General features: G+C 64.0%; 20 protein-coding genes. 12 read left to right on the top strand and 8 right to left on the bottom strand.

Translation table 11 applies throughout. The annotated features are described in order from the left end of the window. The first annotated feature begins 24 nt into the window (after window positions 1–24). From NR193_RS13695 to NR193_RS13685, 3 genes are read left to right on the top strand one after another with little or no spacing between them, the layout of a single operon-like run. Window positions 25–309, top strand: coding sequence for an integration host factor subunit beta (locus tag NR193_RS13695; RefSeq protein ID WP_006200394.1), 285 nt, complete (start codon window positions 25–27; stop codon window positions 307–309). A 58-nt stretch (window positions 310–367) separates the two neighbouring features. Further along, on the top strand, window positions 368–730 hold the full coding sequence (locus tag NR193_RS13690; RefSeq protein ID WP_256751348.1) for a LapA family protein: 363 nt from the start codon (window positions 368–370) through the stop codon (window positions 728–730). Window positions 731–767: 37 nt separating this feature from the next. Continuing rightward, window positions 768–1733, top strand: a complete 966-nt coding sequence (locus tag NR193_RS13685; RefSeq protein WP_256751347.1) for an ornithine cyclodeaminase family protein — start codon at window positions 768–770, stop codon at window positions 1731–1733. Here NR193_RS13685 and NR193_RS13680 read toward each other — a convergent pair. The 3 genes from NR193_RS13680 to NR193_RS13670 form a co-directional block, all read right to left on the bottom strand. Next, window positions 1730–2167, bottom strand: coding sequence for an EVE domain-containing protein (locus NR193_RS13680; protein WP_256751346.1), 438 nt, complete (start codon window positions 2165–2167; stop codon window positions 1730–1732). The two genes, NR193_RS13685 and NR193_RS13680, sit on opposite strands and share 4 nt — an antisense overlap. Next, complete coding sequence (locus tag NR193_RS13675; RefSeq protein WP_256751345.1) at window positions 2164–2559, bottom strand: VOC family protein; 396 nt, start codon at window positions 2557–2559, stop codon at window positions 2164–2166. Before NR193_RS13675 ends, NR193_RS13680 begins: the two co-directional genes overlap by 4 nt. 75 nt (window positions 2560–2634) lie before the next feature. Further along, a complete protein-coding gene (locus NR193_RS13670; RefSeq protein WP_256751344.1) occupies window positions 2635–3324 on the bottom strand; it encodes a YafY family protein in 690 nt (229 codons plus the stop codon). Between the two features lie 136 nt (window positions 3325–3460). On the opposite strand from NR193_RS13670, the gene NR193_RS13665 reads away from it, so the two are divergent. From NR193_RS13665 to NR193_RS13640, 6 genes are all read left to right on the top strand, one after another. Beyond that, on the top strand, window positions 3461–4543 hold the full coding sequence (locus NR193_RS13665) for a class I SAM-dependent rRNA methyltransferase (protein ID WP_256751343.1): 1083 nt from the start codon (window positions 3461–3463) through the stop codon (window positions 4541–4543). Beyond that, on the top strand, window positions 4544–5401 hold the full coding sequence (locus tag NR193_RS13660; protein ID WP_091583252.1) for an RNA methyltransferase: 858 nt from the start codon (window positions 4544–4546) through the stop codon (window positions 5399–5401). It abuts the gene before it with no gap. Window positions 5402–5414: 13 nt separating this feature from the next. Next, window positions 5415–5897, top strand: a complete 483-nt coding sequence (lspA, locus tag NR193_RS13655) for a signal peptidase II (RefSeq protein WP_256751342.1) — start codon at window positions 5415–5417, stop codon at window positions 5895–5897. Window positions 5898–5953: 56 nt separating this feature from the next. After that, entirely contained in the window at window positions 5954–6943 is a 990-nt protein-coding gene (locus tag NR193_RS13650; RefSeq protein WP_309145398.1) for an MDR family oxidoreductase, read from the top strand. A 143-nt stretch (window positions 6944–7086) separates the two neighbouring features. Continuing rightward, window positions 7087–9375, top strand: a complete 2289-nt coding sequence (locus tag NR193_RS13645) for a PAS domain-containing hybrid sensor histidine kinase/response regulator (RefSeq protein WP_256751340.1) — start codon at window positions 7087–7089, stop codon at window positions 9373–9375. 185 nt (window positions 9376–9560) lie between these two features. Beyond that, complete coding sequence (locus NR193_RS13640; RefSeq protein WP_256751606.1) at window positions 9561–10436, top strand: GNAT family N-acetyltransferase; 876 nt, start codon at window positions 9561–9563, stop codon at window positions 10434–10436. A 78-nt stretch (window positions 10437–10514) separates the two neighbouring features. Here the strand turns inward: NR193_RS13640 and NR193_RS13635 are convergent, their stop codons facing one another. Together NR193_RS13635 and grpE are read right to left on the bottom strand one after the other, a co-directional pair. After that, window positions 10515–11147: a trimeric intracellular cation channel family protein gene (locus NR193_RS13635; protein WP_256751339.1), complete on the bottom strand. Its 633-nt coding sequence runs from the start codon at window positions 11145–11147 to the stop codon at window positions 10515–10517. Window positions 11148–11265: 118 nt separating this feature from the next. Beyond that, window positions 11266–11901 carry a nucleotide exchange factor GrpE gene (gene grpE / locus NR193_RS13630; RefSeq protein ID WP_256751338.1) on the bottom strand — a complete coding sequence of 212 codons (636 nt, stop codon included), beginning with the start codon at window positions 11899–11901 and terminating at the stop codon, window positions 11266–11268. A 229-nt stretch (window positions 11902–12130) separates the two neighbouring features. On the opposite strand from grpE, the gene NR193_RS13625 reads away from it, so the two are divergent. From NR193_RS13625 to NR193_RS13615, 3 genes are all read left to right on the top strand, one after another. Then, window positions 12131–12328 carry a hypothetical protein gene (locus NR193_RS13625; protein ID WP_256751337.1) on the top strand — a complete coding sequence of 66 codons (198 nt, stop codon included), beginning with the start codon at window positions 12131–12133 and terminating at the stop codon, window positions 12326–12328. Between the two features lie 132 nt (window positions 12329–12460). Then, window positions 12461–13483, top strand: a complete 1023-nt coding sequence (locus NR193_RS13620; protein WP_256751336.1) for a fatty acid desaturase — start codon at window positions 12461–12463, stop codon at window positions 13481–13483. Window positions 13484–13558: 75 nt separating this feature from the next. Beyond that, window positions 13559–14509, top strand: coding sequence for a phosphoribosylaminoimidazolesuccinocarboxamide synthase (locus NR193_RS13615; protein WP_256751335.1), 951 nt, complete (start codon window positions 13559–13561; stop codon window positions 14507–14509). A 104-nt stretch (window positions 14510–14613) separates the two neighbouring features. Here NR193_RS13615 and NR193_RS13610 read toward each other — a convergent pair whose 3' ends face one another. The 3 genes from NR193_RS13610 to NR193_RS13600 form a co-directional block, all read right to left on the bottom strand. After that, the gene (locus NR193_RS13610) at window positions 14614–15234 is read right to left on the bottom strand and encodes a DJ-1/PfpI family protein (protein WP_091583276.1); all 621 of its coding nucleotides are present in this window, start codon (window positions 15232–15234) and stop codon (window positions 14614–14616) included. 194 nt (window positions 15235–15428) lie between these two features. Next, entirely contained in the window at window positions 15429–17036 is a 1608-nt protein-coding gene (locus tag NR193_RS13605) for a GMC family oxidoreductase (protein WP_256751334.1), read from the bottom strand. 117 nt (window positions 17037–17153) lie between these two features. Continuing rightward, window positions 17154–17687, bottom strand: a complete 534-nt coding sequence (locus tag NR193_RS13600; protein ID WP_256751333.1) for a DUF934 domain-containing protein — start codon at window positions 17685–17687, stop codon at window positions 17154–17156. Window positions 17688–17823: the final 136 nt, after the last annotated feature.

Genomic DNA, 17823 nt, shown 5'->3' with positions numbered 1-17823 from the left:
ACTGCTTTCACGGGGACACGTCTCATGATCAAGTCCGAACTTGTGCAGATTATTGCCACCCGCAATCCGCATCTTTTCCTGCGCGACGTCGAAAACATCGTCGGCGCGATCTTCGATGAGATCACCGACGCTCTCGCCGAAGGCAACCGGGTCGAGTTGCGTGGCTTCGGCGCTTTTTCGGTGAAAAACCGCCCTGCCCGCACCGGCCGCAATCCGCGCACCGGCGAATCCGTCGAGGTCGAGGAGAAATGGGTGCCGTTCTTCAAGACCGGCAAGGAGTTGCGTGAAAGGCTGAACGGCGGCAAGTAGGCGCGGCGTCAGCGCCAGACGGCCTTATCGGACAGGCCAGCTTCCGACGGAAAACATCATGTTCAATCGCTTCATGCTCATCGTGGTCTTCGTGCCCCTGGCGATCATCCTGATCGCGCTCGCCGTCGCCAACCGCGACCTGGTCGCCTTCACTCTGGACCCGTTCAATCCCGGCAATCCGAAGCTGACGCTGACCCTGCCGCTGTTCATCTTCCTGTTCCTGGCTCTCGCCATCGGCATGGTCGTCGGCAGCCTGGCGACCTGGGTCAAGCAGGGCCGCTACCGCAAGCTGGCGCGCCAGCGCGGCGTCGAAGCCGAAAACCTGCGTCAGGCAGTCAGCCGCACGCCCTCGGCGCCGCAAGGCCCGGCCGCGGCCCAGGGACCGGCCCACGGACCGGCATTGCCGAAGCCGACCACTTGAACCGCCGGTCGGCGGTTTTCTTTCCACGGAGTTTTCCATGCTGACCATTTCGGCCGCCGAGGTCGATCGTGCGCTGACCTTTCCCGGACTGGTCGAGACGCTGCGCACGGCGTTTCGCGAGGGTGCCGTGCAGCCGGTCAGGCATCATCATACGGTCGAGCGGCCCGACGGCGCCGCCTCGACCTTGCTCCTGATGCCGGCCTGGACCGATTTCCACGCGGCCGGCAGTTCGGCCGGTGGTCACGTCGGCGTCAAGATCGTCACCGTCTCGCCCGACAACAACGCCATCGGCAAGCCAGCGGTGATGGGGCTCTATCTCTTGCTCAATGGCGCCACCGGCGAACCCGAAGCCTTGATCGACGGCCAACGGCTGACACAGTGGCGCACGGCCTGCGCCTCGGCGCTGGCGGCGTCCTATCTCGCCCGCGACGATGCCTCGCGGCTGCTTGTGGTCGGCGCCGGCGCGCTGTCGCCATTCCTCGCCAAGGCGCATTGCGCCGTGCGGCCGATCAAGGCCATCCGTATCTGGAACCGCACCCCGGCCAATGCCGAGAAGGTCGCGGCCGACCTGCGCGCCGAAGGCTTCGCGGCGAGCGCCGCGAATGATCTCGATGCCGAACTTGGGCAGGCCGACATCGTCTCCTCGGCGACGATCACGACGACGCCATTGATCAAGGGCGCGCTGTTGCGCCCGGGAACCCATGTCGACCTGGTCGGCGGGTTTACCCCGACGATGCGCGAAAGCGATGACGACGCGATCAGGCGCGCCCGCGTCTATGTCGACACCCGCGCCGGTGCCACCAAGGAAGCCGGCGACATCGTCCAGCCGCTGGCCTCCGGCGTGCTGAAGCCGGAAGCCATCGTCGCCGACCTGCATGAACTGGCGCGCGGCCAGAAGAAGGGCCGTGAGAGCACAAGTGAGATAACGCTGTTCAAGTCGGTCGGCGCGGCGCTCGAGGATCTTGCCGCCGGCATTGCCGTCTACAAGGCGCTCAAGGCCTAGTTCACCGCCGCAACCTTTTGGGCGCCCATCGCCTCCGCGATCAGGGCGAAATCAGCCGCGCTGATCGAAAACAGGCCAAAGCGAAGCTGATACCCCCAGTTCGACCTGCCGGCGGTGAATTCCAGCCTGTCAAGCAGCGGCTTGATCGGTGTTTCCTCGGCCCTCGCCCATTCGACATCGCGGCGGAACGGCGTGAAGCCGCCGCCCATGTCGCCCTCATAGGGCTCGCCTTCCCGCACGGTGCCGATTGCCGTGAAGGCCTGCAGGCTGTCTTTCTCGCCCATGATGGTGGTTGGCGAATAGTAGACGATGCCATCGCCGGGCCTGACGCGGCGCAGGGGTGCCGCCTTGCCGTGATTGACCTGCATGAAGCCGGCGGCGCGGCCGCGCCGGACATGTTCGGCCGACGCCACCGCGATCCAGTAGGCGCTCATTTCTGCTCCCCATTGGCCTGTTCCCCATCGGACAGCGAGTAGACGCGCAGGCGATGGTTGTCAGGATCGAGCGCGACGAAAGTGCGGCCGAAATCCAGGTTGGTCGGGGTCTGCAGGATCTTCAGCCCGCGCCCGGCCCAATCGGCATGGGCGGCATCGACCGCGTCAGGCGTATCCAGCGCAAACACGATCTCGGCGCCGCCATCCGCCGCCGATGCCGCCGGCTCCACCGTGTGGCGCGACCAGAGGCCAAGCTTGAAGCCGTTGTCGAGCACGAACAGGACGAAGGTGGCTGAGCTTTCGACCGGCTCGCGACCGAGCAGCGCGCCGTAGAAGGCGCCGCTCCGCTGCGGCTGGTCGACATAGAGGATGACGAAATTCGGCGGTGTCATGAATTGCTCTCCAAGGTTCAGCGTTTCGACTTGGCGAACTTAGGACAGACTACTGTCAGATTCTGGCAGTAGCCATCATGAGCCGCGCGGCTTGTCGAGCGTTGCCCGCCATTCCTTGAGCAGCGCCTGGCGACGGCGCGGATAGCGCATGTCGGTGGCTTCGAGTTCCGCGATGCGGTCGGCGCGAAAATGGCGAAAATCCTGCCGCATCTCGCACCATGCCACCACCACCCGCACCTTGTCGAAGAAGGCCAGTGCAAACGGCCAGACCACGCGTTCGGAAGCGGCGCCGCCGGCATCGCGGTAGAGAAAGCCAAGCTTGCGTTCATTGCGGATGGCCTGCCGCACCAGGCTGAGATCGATGCCTTCGACAGCCTTGGCGGGCGGCCCGACCAGCAGCGTCGATGCATCGAGGTCCTCGCGCAGATCGTCCGGCAGCACGGCGGCGATCTTGGCCAGCGCGTTGGTGGCGGCGACCGAAAGACGCTGGTCCGGCTGCTTGGCGACCCAGCGCGAGCCGAGCACGATGGCTTCGATCTCCTCGTCGCTGAACATCAGCGGCGGCAGCATGAAGCCGGGCTTGAGCACATAACCCAGCCCCGCCTCACCCTCGATCGGCGCGCCCTGCCCCTGCAGCGTGGCGATGTCGCGGTAGAGCGTGCGGATCGAAATCCCGAGCTCATCGGCCAGCGCCTGCCCGCTCACCGGCCGGCGGTGCCGGCGCAGGCACTGGATCAGGTCAAGCAGGCGTTCCGAGCGGGACATCTGGTAGATTTGCCCGTTTCTTTGACATTGGTCCATCACCAGACGACATGAACCGGAGAGGCTGGCGCGGTGGACTTGGTTGCGAAGCCGGTTGCCCTATGCCAAAAGCGGCCACGCCGCTCGGAGATGCTCCTGCTTGAAGTCTTTTCGCGACAAACGCCGCGACAACCGCCCGCCCGCCAAGGGCGGAGCCGGAGACGCGCGTCCGCATGAGGCGCGTGCAACGGCACGGCCGGACGCCAGGCCGCGCGAACGGGAGGCCAGAGCCGATGACCGCTCCGAGCCGAAATCCGTGCCGCGCCTCCTTGCCCGCCGCGATGGCGCCCTGCCTGCTGAACACCTTCCGCTGATCCTCGAAGTGGCGCCGAATGCCGACTATGCGCTGCTCGACAGCGGCGCCGGGCAGAAACTCGAGCAGTACGGCCCCTACCGCATCGTGCGGCCCGAAGGCCAGGCGATCTGGCAAAAGGCCTTGCCGGCAAAGGACTGGGAGCGCGCCGACGCGATCTTCACCGGCGACACCGACGAGGAAGGCATCGGCCGCTGGCGCTTCCCCGGGACGCCGCTGGGCGAAACCTGGCCGATGAAGCATGACGGCATCGACTATCTCGGCCGTTTCACCTCGTTTCGCCATGTCGGCGTCTTCCCCGAGCAGGCCTCGCACTGGGACCACATGGCCGGGCTGATCGCGGCCGCGAAGCGGCCGGTCAAGGTGCTGAACCTGTTCGGCTACACCGGTCTTGCCTCGCTGGTGGCGGCCCGCGCCGGCGCCGAGGTCACCCATGTCGATGCCTCGAAGAAGGCGATCGGGTGGGCTCGTGAAAACCAGGAAATGGCCGGGCTCGGCAGCAAGCCGATCCGCTGGATCGTCGACGACGCGGTGAAATTCGCCGAGCGCGAGGAGCGCCGCGGCAGCCGCTACGACATCATCCTGTTCGATCCGCCGGCCTATGGCCGCGGTCCCAAGGGCGAGGTCTGGCAACTGTTCGAGGACTTGCCTGATCTGACCGACCTTTGCCGCTCGATCCTGACGCCGAAGCCGCTTGCGGTGGTGCTGACCGCCTATTCGATCCGCGCCTCGTTCTTCGCCATCCATGCCTTGATGCGCGATACCTTTGCCGGCATGGGCGGCAAGGTCGAATCGGGAGAGTTGATCATTCGCGAGAAATCCGCCGGCCGCGCGCTTTCCACGTCGCTTTTCTCGCGCTGGGTGGCCTGAATGAACGAGCGGCACGCAGGCGCACCCGGCCAGGTGAAGGAAGTCACCAGTCTCGCCAACCCCCTGGTCAAGGACATCAAGGCGCTGGCGCTGAAGAAATTCCGCGACCAGCAGAACGCCTTCATGGCCGAGGGGCTGAAGCTGGTCATCGATGCGCTCGATCTCGGCTGGCAGATCAGGACATTGGTTTTCGCCAAGGCCGGACGCGGCAACGCGGCGGTTGAGAAGGTCGCGGCACGCACCGTTGCCGCCGGCGGCACGGTGCTCGAAGTGTCGGAAAAGGTGCTTGTCGCCATCACGCGCCGCGACAATCCGCAAATGGTGGTCGGCGTCTTTTCGCAAAAGTTCCTGGCCCTGAAGGACATCCGTGCCCAGAGCGACGATGTCTGGGTGGCGCTCGACCGGGTGCGCGATCCCGGCAATCTCGGCACCGTCATCCGCACCGTCGATGCCGTCGGCGCCAGGGGCGTCATCCTGGTCGGCGACACCACCGATCCTTTTTCCGTGGAGACGGTGCGCGCCACCATGGGTTCGATCTTTGCCGTGCCGGTAGTAAAGGCGACGACCGAGGCTTTCCTTGCCTGGCGAGGAGGGTTTTCAGGCCTCGTCGCCGGCACCCACCTGAAAGGTGCCGTCGACTACCGCTCGGTCGATTTTTCCCGCGGCCCGGTGCTGCTGATGATGGGCAACGAACAGCAGGGACTGCCCGAAAGCCTGGCGGCAAGTTGCGACAGGCTGCTGCGGATTCCGCAAGCGGGCCGCGCCGATTCGCTCAATCTTGCGGTCGCCACCGGCATCATGCTGTTCGAGATCCGGCGCGCCGCGCTGAAGCTCGAACCAATCGTGGACCAGCAATGAAGGTGACCCGCCCGTGAGATCATGGTCCCCCTACGCCCTGCTCGTCGTCGCGGCCATAGCGCTCGACCAGTGGGTAAAACACCTGGTCGAGACCGGCCTGCCCTTTCAGGAAAAGCTCGATCTCGTGCCATTCCTGGCGCTGTTTCGCACCTACAACACCGGCATCGCCTTCTCGATGTTCTCCTCCTTCGGCGACGTCGGGCTGATCGTCATTTCGCTTGCGGTCGTTGCCTTCGTGCTGTTCCTGGCGACACGGATTGCGCCGTCCCAGATCCTTGCCCGCACCGGCTTTGCGTTGATCGTCGGCGGCGCGCTCGGCAACCTGATCGACCGCGCCATCTACGGCCACGTCATCGACTACATCCTGTTCCACACGCCGGTCTGGTCCTTCGCCGTCTTCAATCTCGCCGACGCCCTCATCTCCGTGGGTGCGGTGCTGGTCGTCTTCGACGAACTCTTCGGCTGGCGGCGCGAGCCCAGACCTTCGAACGATTGACCCCGCGCGGCCATCGCCGCACAGTCATGTCGTCAGCCAAGATCGCGGAGAAAAAAGTGCCCGAAACCTTCAAAGCCATCCTCGTTTCGCGTGACGCCGAGAAAAAGCAGTCGGTGGCGGTGACGGACCTCACCGAAGCCGACCTGATGGAAGGCGATGTCACCGTCGCGGTCGAGGCGACGACGGTGAACTACAAGGACGGCCTGGCGATCACAGGCAAGGCGCCGGTGATCCGCCGCTGGCCGCTGGTGCCGGGCATCGACTTCTCCGGGACCGTCATCTCGTCTTCCAATCCAGGCTGGAGCAAGGGCGACAAGGTGATCCTGAATGGCTGGGGCGTCGGCGAAACCCATTTCGGCGCCTATGCCGGGCGCGCTCGCGTCAAGGGCGACTGGCTGGTGCCGCTGCCGCAAGGCATGAGCCCGCATGATGCAATGGCGGTCGGCACCGCGGGCTATACCGCCATGCTCTGCGTCATGGCGCTGGAGCGGCACGGCATCCTGCCCGATCGCGGCCCGGTGGTGGTGACGGGGGCGGCCGGCGGCGTCGGCTCGGTCGCGGTCTCGATCCTGTCCAGCCTCGGCTACCATGTCATTGCCGCCACCGGCCGCAATGCCGAAAGCCCCTATTTGATCAACCTTGGCGCCGCCGAAGTGATATCGCGCGACGAGCTTGCCCAGCCGGCCAAGCCGCTGGCCAAGGAGCGCTGGGCCGGCGGCGTCGACGCGGTCGGCAGCCACACGCTGGCCAATGTCCTGTCGATGACCTCCTATGGCGGCGCGGTCGCCGCCTGCGGCCTGGCCGGCGGCATGGACCTGCCGACGAGCGTCGCCCCCTTCATCTTGCGCGGCGTCTCACTGCTTGGCATCGATTCGGTGATGGCGCCGAAGGCGGTCCGTCTCGAAGCCTGGCGGCGCATCGGCACCGACCTCGATCTGCGGAAGCTCGCCAGCCTGTCGACGACCATCGGTTTCGACGGCATCATCGATGCCGCGCGCGACATCGTCGACGGCAATATCCGCGGGCGCGTCGTCGTCGATATGTGAAGCCGTTCGACGGCCCTCGGAGCGCGGACGGAACCGCCACGTCGACGGCAAATCCGCGGCCGCCGCGGCGGAAAACGCTCATCCGCTAAAATTCGAACGATCCGCCACAATCTTCCATAATCTCTGTCTGGCAAGGGTTTCGCATGATCGCGGAATCCGGCAGCCAACAGGCGGACACAGGCGAAGACGTCGACGCGGCGACCCCGCCGGCGCCGACGCGGCGCTTTGTTGCCGCGCCGCCGCTGGTGCCCGAGCCGGAGCCCGCCAGGCGCGAAGGCCTGCCGTTCATGACCTTCGTCGCCATCGTCGTGCTGGCCGGCCTGACGCATCTGACCGGGGCGCCGATCTTCATCAGCGTCGCATTGCTGGCAACCGGCCTTGCCGGCCTCGCCATGCACCTGCGCACCAGACGGAGTGAACACCGCACCGCGGCACTTCTCGACGAAACCACCGCCCGCAGCCGCGCCGAAATCGAGACGCTGGCCGACCGCATGTGGGAAATGCAGGAGAGCGAGGAGCGCTTTCGCGGCCTGATCGACGCACTCGGCGACCTCGTCATTCATCGCGATCGCGACGGCTACATCGTCTATGCCAACAAGGTCTTCGCGGATCTCGTCGAAACCGATCAACGCCACCTCGCCGGCAAGACCCTGGCGGAACTCGGCATCGATGTCGGCATCGTTCCCGATGCCGCCTTTTCCGATCATGAATGCCTGAGTTCCACGGATGTCGTCATCCGCACGCCGAACGGTCCGCGCTGGTTTTCATGGATCGAACTGTCGGTGCGCGACAAGGACAGCGGCGCCGTTTCGCATCGCGCCATCGCCCGCGACATCACCGCCCGCAAACGCGCCGAATCCTCGCTGATCACCGCTCGTGAACGGGCCGAATACGCCAGCCAGGCCAAATCGCGCTTCCTCGCCACCGTCAGCCATGAAATCCGCACGCCGATGAACGGCATCATGGGCATGGCAAGGCTCCTGGCCGACACCAGCCTGTCGCCGGAGCAGCAGACCTATGTCGGCGCCATCTCGACCTCGGCCAGCGCCTTGCTCGCACTGATCGAGGATCTGCTCGACTACTCCAAGATCGAGGCGGGGCGCTTCGACCCGGAGCCGCAGCCGATGTCGGTGCGCGAGATCGCCGACAACATCATCGAGTTGCTGGCCGCGCGAGCCTTCGCCAAGAATATCGGCCTCGGCTGCCATGTCGAACCCGACGTGCCGCAATTGATCACCGCCGATCCGGGCAAAGTCAGGCAGGTGCTGCTCAACCTCATCGGCAACGCCATCAAGTTCACCGACAGCGGCGGCGTATTGGTGAGCATCGCGCGCGCCCGCACCGAGACCACCGATCGCATCTGCTTCACCATCGCGGACACCGGTCCGGGTCTGCGCGACGAGGACATGGAGCGCATTTTCGAGGAGTTCGAGCAGGCCGACGGCACGTCGACGCGCGCGCATGGCGGAGCCGGGCTCGGTCTTGCCATATCCAAACGCCTGGTGATTGCCATGGGCGGTGCGATCTCGGTATCCAGCCGGCTTGGCCAGGGATCCGAATTCGTCTTCGAAATCCCGGCGATATCTGCCACCGAAGCGCCGCAGAACCGGCAGAACGCGCTCTCGGGCAGGCGCGCGGTGATCCTGTCGAAAAACGCCGTCGAGGCCGATGCCATCGCCCGCACCATCCGTGCCAATGGCGGCACGGTCGACGTCGCCACCACCGCGGCACAGGCCGCACCCTTCGCCGCCGGCTGCGACGTGCTTCTGGTCGATGCCGCGATGGAGGAGAGCGATGGAAGGCTGCTCAAGCGCCTGCGCCAGAGCGGCTTCGCCGACTGCGAGGCCATCACGCTGATCGCGCCGACCGACCGCGGCATGCTTGGCGAGTTCCGCGCCAGCGGCTACGCAACCTTTCTTGCCAGGCCAGTGCGTGGCGGAACACTCCTGCGTGTGCTTTTGAGCAGCAATGCAGCTGCCCTCGCCCAGCCACAGCCGGAAACGCACCGCGCGCCGGCGCTTCGTGCCGCCGGCCACCGCCAACAGGGCCTGTCGGTGCTGATCGCCGAGGACAATGACATCAACGCCATGCTGGCCCGCGCCACGCTGCTCAAGGCCGGGCATCGCGTCAAGGTTGTCGGCAACGGCAAGGCCGCCGTGGAGGCTGTCACCGGCGCCGGACGCAAGCACCGCTTCGACGTCGTGCTGATGGATCTGCACATGCCGGTCATGGACGGGCTGGACGCGATTGCCGCCATCCGCCGCCATGAGGAGGAGACCGCCGTGCCGCCTGTGCCGATCATGGTGTTGTCGGCCGACAGTCAGGAAAAGACGCGCCATGCGGTGCTCGCCCATGGCGCCAGCGGCTTCGTCACCAAGCCGCTCGACCCTGATGCGCTGGTCACCGCCGTCGAGGGACAGGTCGCCGCCTGAGCCTCTTTTCCTACCTCCGCGTCGACCCGTATCCTCACATAACGTAGCCGGTTGACGGTCTTCGCCAGCCGACGAAGTATTGCCCGCGACGTCGTATCACGGTACTGTCACAATCCTGTTGCACCTACACCGTATCCCCGTGCCAAGAGGGATGGCTCGAAGGAGAATCACTCGTGCATACAGTTATGCCGGAATGTGACACTCGGCCGAACGCCAGCAGCGCATTGCTTGCCGGCCGTAACGTCGATTCCGTCATAAAAGGCGCGGCACTCGGCCGTATCGGCAATCTCGAAGTGCGGCTCGCCCGCAACGAGGCCGAGATCGCGGCCGCTCAGGAAGTGCGCTACCGCGTGTTCTACGACGAGCTCGGCGCCAGGAGGGATCTGTTCCAGGCCCATGACCGCCGCGACGCCGACCGGTTCGATCCGCTCTGCGACCATCTGCTCGTCTTCGATACCTCGCTTTCGGGCCCCGAACATCGCCGCATCGTCGGCACCTATCGCCTGCTGCGGCAAGAGATCGCGGCCGCGGCCGGCGGGTTCTATTCCGAAGGCGAATTCGAGCTGACCCAGCTCATCGCCCGTCATCCCGGCCAGCGTTTCCTTGAGCTCGGCCGTTCCTGCGTCTTGCCCGAATACCGCTCGAAGCGCACCATCGAGGCGCTGTGGCAAGGCATCTGGGCCTACATCAACCATTACGAAATCGGTGTGATGACCGGCTGCGCTTCTTTCCATGGCACGGTGCCGGCGGCGCATGCCGAGGCGTTCACCTACCTCGCCCACCACTGCCGGACGAACTCGGCCTGGGACGTGCGCGCAGTCTCCGGGCGCTATTGCTCGATGGATTTGATGCCGATCGAGGCGGTCAACGCCAAGGCGGCGATCGCGGCAATGCCGCCATTGGTCAAGGGCTATCTGCGCGTCGGCGCGCGCATCGGCGACGGCTGCGTCATCGACCGCGAGTTCTCGACGGTCGACGTGTTCGTGGTGATGCCGGTCAAGGAAATCGGCGCCCGCTACGTCAACTACTATGGCGGGGAAGCCCAGCGCTTCGCGGCCTGACGTTAGCGAATAGCGACGCCGCAATCCTGCGGACCGCCATTCCTATTCGCTACTCCCTATCGGCTATTCACTTTCTTTTCACGGAATGTCTTCCGGCCGCCGGCCGGGCCGACTCTTGTAGGACGGAAACGCCCAGCCGAAACGGAGTGCGCCACCGCGCACGATGAATGCGGCTGCGAACCCGGCCAGCCCCGAAACGATCTGTGGCAGGCCGGCGACGTCGCCTGCAGTGAAGACGGCAGCCCCCACCAGGGCGGACGTGACATAGATTTCCGGCCTCAACAGCACCGATGGCTCGCCGGCCAGCAGATCGCGCAATATGCCGCCGAAAGTCGCGGTCAGCATGCCGGTGATCACAGACACCGCCGGCGAGCCGGTGATGGCAAGTCCCTTGGCCGCGCCCATCACTGAAAAGGCGGCTAGGCCGATGGCGTCGAGCCACAGCAGCAGCTTGTAACGGGATTCGACGCGATGTGCGGTGAAGAACACCAACACCGCCACCACCGCGCAGATCAGCACGTAGTCGCGGTTTCCCACCCAGAAGACGGGCACATTGAGGATGAGATCGCGGAAGGTGCCGCCACCGATGCCGGTGACGCTGGCCAGGAACAGAAAACCGATAATGTCGAGCTGCTTGCGCGAAGCGGCAAGCGCTCCGGTCGCGGCGAAGACGGCGACACCGGCATAATCGAGAAGCGCGATGGGGTTCATGAGCATGAGGCAATAGGGATTAGGCAGTAGGGATTGGAATAAGGGCATATGAATAGCACGAAGCCGCGCGATTAATACCACTGCCTTATTTGCCTACTGCCTACTGCTACTCACCTAATCAAGCGTCCTTCTCGGCCTCGTCATTGACCGGACCCGGCTCGACCTGCGTTTCGCCGGCGGCAAGCTTGGGACCGCCCTTGGCGACGCCGACCATGGCCGGGCGCAACACCCGCTCGCCGATCGAATAACCCGGCTGCACGACCTGGACCACGGTATTGGCCGGGACATCCGGATTGGGCACTTCGAACATCGCCTGGTGGAAATTGGGATCGAATCTCTCACCTTCCGGCGTGAGCTTCTTGACCCCGTGCCGTTCCAGCGCCGACAGCATGGCGCGCTCGGTAAGGTCTACGCCTTCGATCAGCGCCTTGAAGCCGGCGTCGCCGGATGCCTTGGCCTCGGCCGGAATAGCGTCCAGCGCGCGGCGCAGATTGTCCGACACCGACAGCATGTCGCGAGCGAAATTGGCGACCGCATAGGTGCGCGCGTCGTGCACGTCGCGCGCGGTGCGGCGGCGCAGGTTTTCCATCTCGGCCGCGACGCGCAGCGCGCGGTCCTTCAGCTCTTCATTTTCCTTCAGCAGCCGCACAAGCGCTTCATAGTCGCCGTCGATGCTGCCTTCCGTACGCTCGGCATTGGCCTCGGTCGCCTCGGCTTCGTCGGGCGCGCGTTCGTCTTTTGCCTGGTCGCTCATCGCCGTTTCCCGTCAATCTCGAATGGTGTGGATTTTGTGCCCGATATCGAGGTTTGGCGGCCAAAAATCAAGGGGTAAGGCTGTCGGCAGGGCTGAGCGAGGAATGGCAAGACATTTCGATTTTAATTCAAACTTTACCGTAACCGCCAGCTTTGCTTGCCACAAAGGCGTGATCGGGGAACCATTCCCTTGCTGGAGGAGTTTCGAAGCCGACACAGGATTTTGAGAGATGACCCGCAACAAGGGTGAAAAGACAGAAGGATTGGCTGCCGAAGTCAAACGTCAATTCGGCGCCGAGGCGACGACGCGCTTTCTGCGGACCTTGCCAGCCTTCCGTACCGAAGCCGACATTCCCGATCGCTTCAGGAAATTGCTTGACCGCCTGGACTGCGTGGAAAGCAGCACCGCCGGTGGCGGACGCCAATAGCCGGCACCCCGCGATTCCAGCCTTCCAGCACCAGAAGACCGGCCTCACATCGCCTATCGCGCGACAATTACGCGCAGTAATTTCACGTGAAGATCGCCTTGCGGCGCCATCCTCCGGCGTCTATCATCCCTGATGAACATGATTTCCCCTGAGACGGCGGCCAGCAGCAAGCGCGCGTGGCTGAAGATTCTGGCGCGCTACAAGACGCCTGACAGGCGTCGCAGCGCCATCGAACTCGCCATCACCCTCATTCCTTTCGCCCTGCTCTGGGGCCTCTCCTCGGCCGCCTATGCCTATGGCCATTGGTGGGGGCTGATCCTCATCCTTCCCGCGGCCGGGTTCCTGGTGCGGATCTTCATGATCCAGCACGATTGCGGCCATGGCTCTTTCTTCGCCAATCGCTATGCCGACGACTGGATCGGCCGCGCGCTCGGCGTCCTGACGCTGACCCCGTACGATTGCTGGCGGCGCGCCCACGCGACGCATCATGCCAGCGCCGGTAACCTTGACGAGCGCGGCATGGGCGATATCAGGACGCTGACCGTTGCCGAATACCGGCAAATGTCTTGGCGGGGCCGGCTTGCCTATCGTCTCTATCGCCACCCGCTGGTGATGTTCGGTCTAGGACCGATCTGGCTGTTCATCTTCGAGCAAAGGCTGCCGATCGGCATGATGCGGGGCGGCCTGACGCCCTGGGTGTCGTCAATGACCACCAACCTCGCTATCGCGGTCGCGGCAGCCCTTCTCATCTGGTTTGTCGGCCCCGGCGCGTTCCTGGTGGTCCATCTGCCGATCGTCATCCTCGCCGGCTCGGCCGGCATCTGGCTGTTCTACGTCCAGCACCAGTTCGAGGAGACCGAATGGGCAAAGGATTCCGAATGGGAATTCCAGCATGCCGCCCTGCACGGATCATCTTACTACGACCTGCCGCCGGTGCTGAACTGGTTTACCGGCAATATCGGCGTCCACCATGTCCACCACCTCTCCGCCAGGGTACCGGGTTACCGCTTGCAGGAAGTGCTGCGGGATTATCCGGAACTGCGCGGCATCGGACGCGTCACGCTTCTCGAAAGCCTGCGCTGCGTCAAACTGGCGTTGTGGGACGAAAACCGCCGGAAGCTGGTGTCGTTCCGCGAGGCACGGGCGGCGATCTAAAACCAATCGACATTCATGGGTCAAGCATCGAGCTTCGGGCAATTTGCGGCGACCATCGGCAAACGACATGCACCAATGAGCGATCCGCGCGTACTTTCAGATGCTTTTATCCCCGAGCTTCCGAACCGCTACAGCGGCAAGGTACGGGAAAATTACGACCTGCCGGACGGGCGGCGCATCATTATCGCCACCGACCGTATCAGTGCCTTCGACACCATCCTGACCTCAATCCCGTTCAAGGGAGAGATCCTGACTCAGATCGCCAGGTACTGGTTTGAAGAGACTGCCGATATTTGCCCGAACCATGTTCTTGAATATCCCGACCCGAACGTCGTCGTGGGCACCCGGCTCGAAATCCTGCCGGTCGAAATTGTCGTTCGTGGCTATCTGGCGGGAACCACCAGCACGTCGATCCTGACCAAATACAAGAATGGCGAGCGGGATATGTATGGAACCGTCCTGCCGGACGGGTTGCGTGCAAACGAAAAACTTCGCGAAGCGATCATCACCCCGACGAGCAAGGCTTTTGATGGCGGTCATGACGAGCCTCTGTCCGAAGCCGAAATAATCGAACGAGGTCTCCTCACGCCGGCGCAATGGCATACCGTGTCAAGCTACGCCTTGCAGTTGTTCGCCCGAGGCCAGGCACGCGCCGCCGAACGCGGCCTGATCCTCGCCGACACGAAATACGAGTTCGGCGTCGACAAGGACGGAACCATCGTGCTCGCCGACGAGATCCACACGCCTGACAGCAGCCGGTACTGGATCGCGTCGACGTATGAGCAGGCACTCGAAAACGGCACGCGGCCGGACAGTTTCGACAAGGATTTCATCCGGTCGTGGGTCTCGGCCCGATGCGACCCGTACAAGGAGCCGATCCCGAAGATTCCTGACGAGATCGTCAATCAGGCCTCACGGATTTATGCGCAGGCCTATGAAGCGATCACAGGCAAGGCGTTCTTGCCTGACCTCTCCGGAGACACCGTACTGGATCGCATCCGCGGCAATCTCAAGCGTTACTTCTAGAACAATTCCAGGAAAAGTGTGCGGCGGTTTTCCGTCCGGAATTGCGTAGAAACAAACGGGTGCCGCCGCGCCATGCGGCGCGGCGGCATTGGCAAACTCCTGGATCAAGCCGCCTGGCGCTCATCGCGCATCAGGATCTCGCCGTGGCGGATTTCCGTGCCCAGCACCTTCAGGCATTCACGGATGAAGTTCGACAAGCCCGGCCAGCCCTTGGCTGAAACGAGATTGCCATCGACATGCGCGCCGGTCGGCGCGACGTCGATATAGATGCCACCGGCGAGCGTCACTTCCGGCTCGCAATAATGCAGCGCCGCGACTTCCCTTCCCCGCACCACGCCGTCGACGGCAATCAGGATCTGCACGCCATGGCAGATGGTGAAGATCGGCTTGCCCGCCTCGTGGAAATGCCGCACCAGCGCCTGTACGCGCTTGTCGATGCGGATGTATTCCGGCCCGCGCCCGCCAGCCGCATAGACGGCGTCGTATTTGGCCGGGTCCACTTCGGAAAACGTCTTGTTGAGGATGTAGTCGTGGCCTGGCTTTTCCGTATAGGTCTGGTGGCCTTCGAAATCGTGCAGCGACGTCTTCAATATATCGCCCGCCTTCTTGTCCGGACAGACGACATGCACCGTGTGGCCGACGGCATGCATGGCCTGTTCAAAGACGAAAATCTCGTACTCCTCGCTGAACTCGCCAACGAGCATCAATATCTTCTTGCCAGCCATTCCCGGTTCCTCCCTTTGTGGCGATATTTATTTCGGATCGCGAAATAATAGCCCTATCCTAAGGGCAGCACGGCGAAAGGGAAAGCATAAATCGCACAATTGGTAAGACCAATTCATGTCAATTGCCATCGACGTCGCCACATGGCGTTTCACAGCAGGCAAAAATGACACCACTGGTTCGACCAGAAGTCCGGTCAGGCAGCCGCCTTGATCATGTCAGCCGCTTTTTCGGCGATCATGATCGTCGGTGCATTGGTGTTGCCGCCGATCAGCGTCGGCATCACCGAAGCATCGACGACCCGCAAAGCCTTGATGCCGCGCACGCGCAGCTCCGGATCGACCACCGCCATATCGTCGGTGCCCATCTTGCAGGTGCCCGCCGGGTGATAGATCGTATCGGCACGGGCCCGGATATGCGCCATCAGCTCTGCGTCGCTCGAAACGCCGGCGGTGTAGATCTCCTTGTTGCGGTATTTGGCCAGCGCTGGCGCCTCCAGTATGCCGCGCATCATTCTGACGCCCTTGAGCAACAGCTCGGCGTCGCGTTCGTCGGACAGGAAACGTGGATCGATGCGGGGTGGCGCCAGTGGATTTGGCGTCGACAGCCCGACCTCGCCGCGCGAATGCGGCCGAAGCACGCAAACATGGCAGGAAAAGCCATAACCCATATGCAGCTTGCGGCCATGATCATCGACGATGGCGATGCAGAAGTGCAATTGCAGGTCGGGCCGGTCTATCGCCGGGTCGGATTTGAGAAAGGCGCCACCCTCCGCGTAAGGCGTCGCGATCATGCCGCCGCCGTCCTTGCGCCAGCGCCGCAGATGCCGCAGCAGGCCAGGCAGGCCGCGCAGGCCGATGCCCATCATGTCGGCATTCCTTGACGTCCAGCCCATGATGAAATCGAGATGATCCTGCAGGTTCTTGCCGACGCCGGGCAGTTCATGAACGATCGGAATTCCGTGCGCTGCAAGCTCGACAGCCGGGCCGATCCCCGAAAGCAGCAAGAGCTGCGGTGAGCCGAAGGCACCGCCGCAGACGATGACCTCGCGCCTGGCTTTCACAACGACATCGTCCTTGCCCGCGCGATAGCGCACACCGGTGGCCCGCTTGCCGTCAAGGACGATGCCCGTGGCATGCGCTCCGGTGATGACGGTCAGGTTCGACCGGTCCATGACCGGATGCAGATAGGCGGCGGCCGCCGAGCAGCGCTCGCCATTGCGGCGTTCGCCCCAGAATTGCGTGACCTGATAAAGCCCCGCCCCTTCCTGCTCTGGTCCATTGAAATCATCGTTGCGACGGATCTGGTTTTCACCGCAGGCCTCGACAAAGGCCCGGGACAGGGCGCGCGGCTCCTGCTGCTCCGCGACCCGCAGCGGCCCGTCGCCCCCGTGCAGGGCGTCGCTGCCGCGCTGGTTGCCTTCCGCGCGCCGGAAATAGGGCAACACCTCGTCCCATGACCAGCCGTCGCAGCCGAGGTCGGCCCATTCGTCATAGTCGCCGCGGTGCCCGCGTGTATAGAGCATGGCATTGATGGCGCTGGAGCCACCCAGCGCCTTGCCGCGCGGCTGGTAGCCCTTGCGGCCGCCAAGCCCTTGCTGCGGCACCGTCTCGAATGCCCAGTTGTTGATCTTGGGCCTGCCGGGCAGCAGAGCAATGAGACCCGCCGGGGCGCGGATGACCAGGTTCCTGCCCTCGCCGCCGGCTTCGATCAGGCAGACCGTTTTCGATGGATCCTCGGAGAGCCGCGCGGCAAGCGTGCAGCCGGCGGACCCGCCACCGGCGATGACATAGTCGAAATCCATGGTTTCCTCCTGGCACCCGGCGGATGTTTCCGTCCGGACGACCAAGAGAAGGCCTGATCACCGCTGATGTAAAGACGCTCGGAATTACCGCAGCGTCAACCCAAGGAGCCTTGAGATTCAGCCGGCCCGTACCCGCCGCCAGGAATACTTTGGGCCCTTGGGCTCCGGCACGGCGGCTGGCTGGTAGTAGAGCCCCAACCCGCCGGTGCGTCCCTCTTCCAGGCGCTTCAACAGCACCGGATTCGAAATCTCGAACTCGTCGAAGCCGAGCCGCAGCATATGCGGCAACTGGTCGACGAGAACCTGCCCGGTGGCGCGCACCGCGCCTTTGAAATGATAGCGCCCGCGCAGCAGTTCGCCCTTGGAGAAGGAGCGGCCGTCGCTGAAGGCCGGGAAGGCCAGCGCCACCAGCGACAGCTGGTCGAGCAGGTCGGCTATCTTCTCGAGCTGATCGCCTGGCTGCAGCACGACGCCGAGCCGCTCCTTGGCGGAGCGGCGCACTTGCGGGTCAAGGTCGAGGAACGCCTGTAGCGGCAGGATGAAGCGGCCATTGCCGGCAAGCGCTTCGGCGCTTTCGGCATGAGCCCACTCATCCTCACGGAAACCCGTCGGGGTCCACAGGCGGGTCTCCGGTGTCGTCGGTTCAGTCATCAAAAAAGTTCCTAAATATTCAAACGAGCCAAGGATGTGTTAAGATTCAGGTCAGGCTGCGCCGAAAATGGCGGCTTCCGAGAACCGGAGCGGAGCGTACTTGAAGTACGTGAGCACCGGAAGCGCAGGAAGCTGC

This window comes from Mesorhizobium sp. Mes31, assembly GCF_024519675.1.
Taxonomy (GTDB): Bacteria; Pseudomonadota; Alphaproteobacteria; order Rhizobiales; family Rhizobiaceae; genus Mesorhizobium.
This window is presented reverse-complemented; position numbering and strand designations above follow the sequence as displayed.

Coding starts and splice junctions, on each gene's coding strand:
- NR193_RS13695 (WP_006200394.1), top strand. CDS start 25: ATGATCAAGTCCGAACTTGTGCAGATTATTGCCACCCGCAATCCGCAT.
- NR193_RS13690 (WP_256751348.1), top strand. CDS start 368: ATGTTCAATCGCTTCATGCTCATCGTGGTCTTCGTGCCCCTGGCGATC.
- NR193_RS13685 (WP_256751347.1), top strand. CDS start 768: ATGCTGACCATTTCGGCCGCCGAGGTCGATCGTGCGCTGACCTTTCCC.
- NR193_RS13680 (WP_256751346.1), bottom strand. CDS start 2,167: ATGAGCGCCTACTGGATCGCGGTGGCGTCGGCCGAACATGTCCGGCGC.
- NR193_RS13675 (WP_256751345.1), bottom strand. CDS start 2,559: ATGACACCGCCGAATTTCGTCATCCTCTATGTCGACCAGCCGCAGCGG.
- NR193_RS13670 (WP_256751344.1), bottom strand. CDS start 3,324: ATGTCCCGCTCGGAACGCCTGCTTGACCTGATCCAGTGCCTGCGCCGG.
- NR193_RS13660 (WP_091583252.1), top strand. CDS start 4,544: ATGAACGAGCGGCACGCAGGCGCACCCGGCCAGGTGAAGGAAGTCACC.
- NR193_RS13645 (WP_256751340.1), top strand. CDS start 7,087: ATGATCGCGGAATCCGGCAGCCAACAGGCGGACACAGGCGAAGACGTC.
- NR193_RS13640 (WP_256751606.1), top strand. CDS start 9,561: ATGCCGGAATGTGACACTCGGCCGAACGCCAGCAGCGCATTGCTTGCC.
- NR193_RS13635 (WP_256751339.1), bottom strand. CDS start 11,147: ATGAACCCCATCGCGCTTCTCGATTATGCCGGTGTCGCCGTCTTCGCC.
- grpE (WP_256751338.1), bottom strand. CDS start 11,901: ATGAGCGACCAGGCAAAAGACGAACGCGCGCCCGACGAAGCCGAGGCG.
- NR193_RS13625 (WP_256751337.1), top strand. CDS start 12,131: ATGACCCGCAACAAGGGTGAAAAGACAGAAGGATTGGCTGCCGAAGTC.
- NR193_RS13620 (WP_256751336.1), top strand. CDS start 12,461: ATGAACATGATTTCCCCTGAGACGGCGGCCAGCAGCAAGCGCGCGTGG.
- NR193_RS13615 (WP_256751335.1), top strand. CDS start 13,559: ATGAGCGATCCGCGCGTACTTTCAGATGCTTTTATCCCCGAGCTTCCG.
- NR193_RS13610 (WP_091583276.1), bottom strand. CDS start 15,234: ATGGCTGGCAAGAAGATATTGATGCTCGTTGGCGAGTTCAGCGAGGAG.
- NR193_RS13605 (WP_256751334.1), bottom strand. CDS start 17,036: ATGGATTTCGACTATGTCATCGCCGGTGGCGGGTCCGCCGGCTGCACG.
- NR193_RS13600 (WP_256751333.1), bottom strand. CDS start 17,687: ATGACTGAACCGACGACACCGGAGACCCGCCTGTGGACCCCGACGGGT.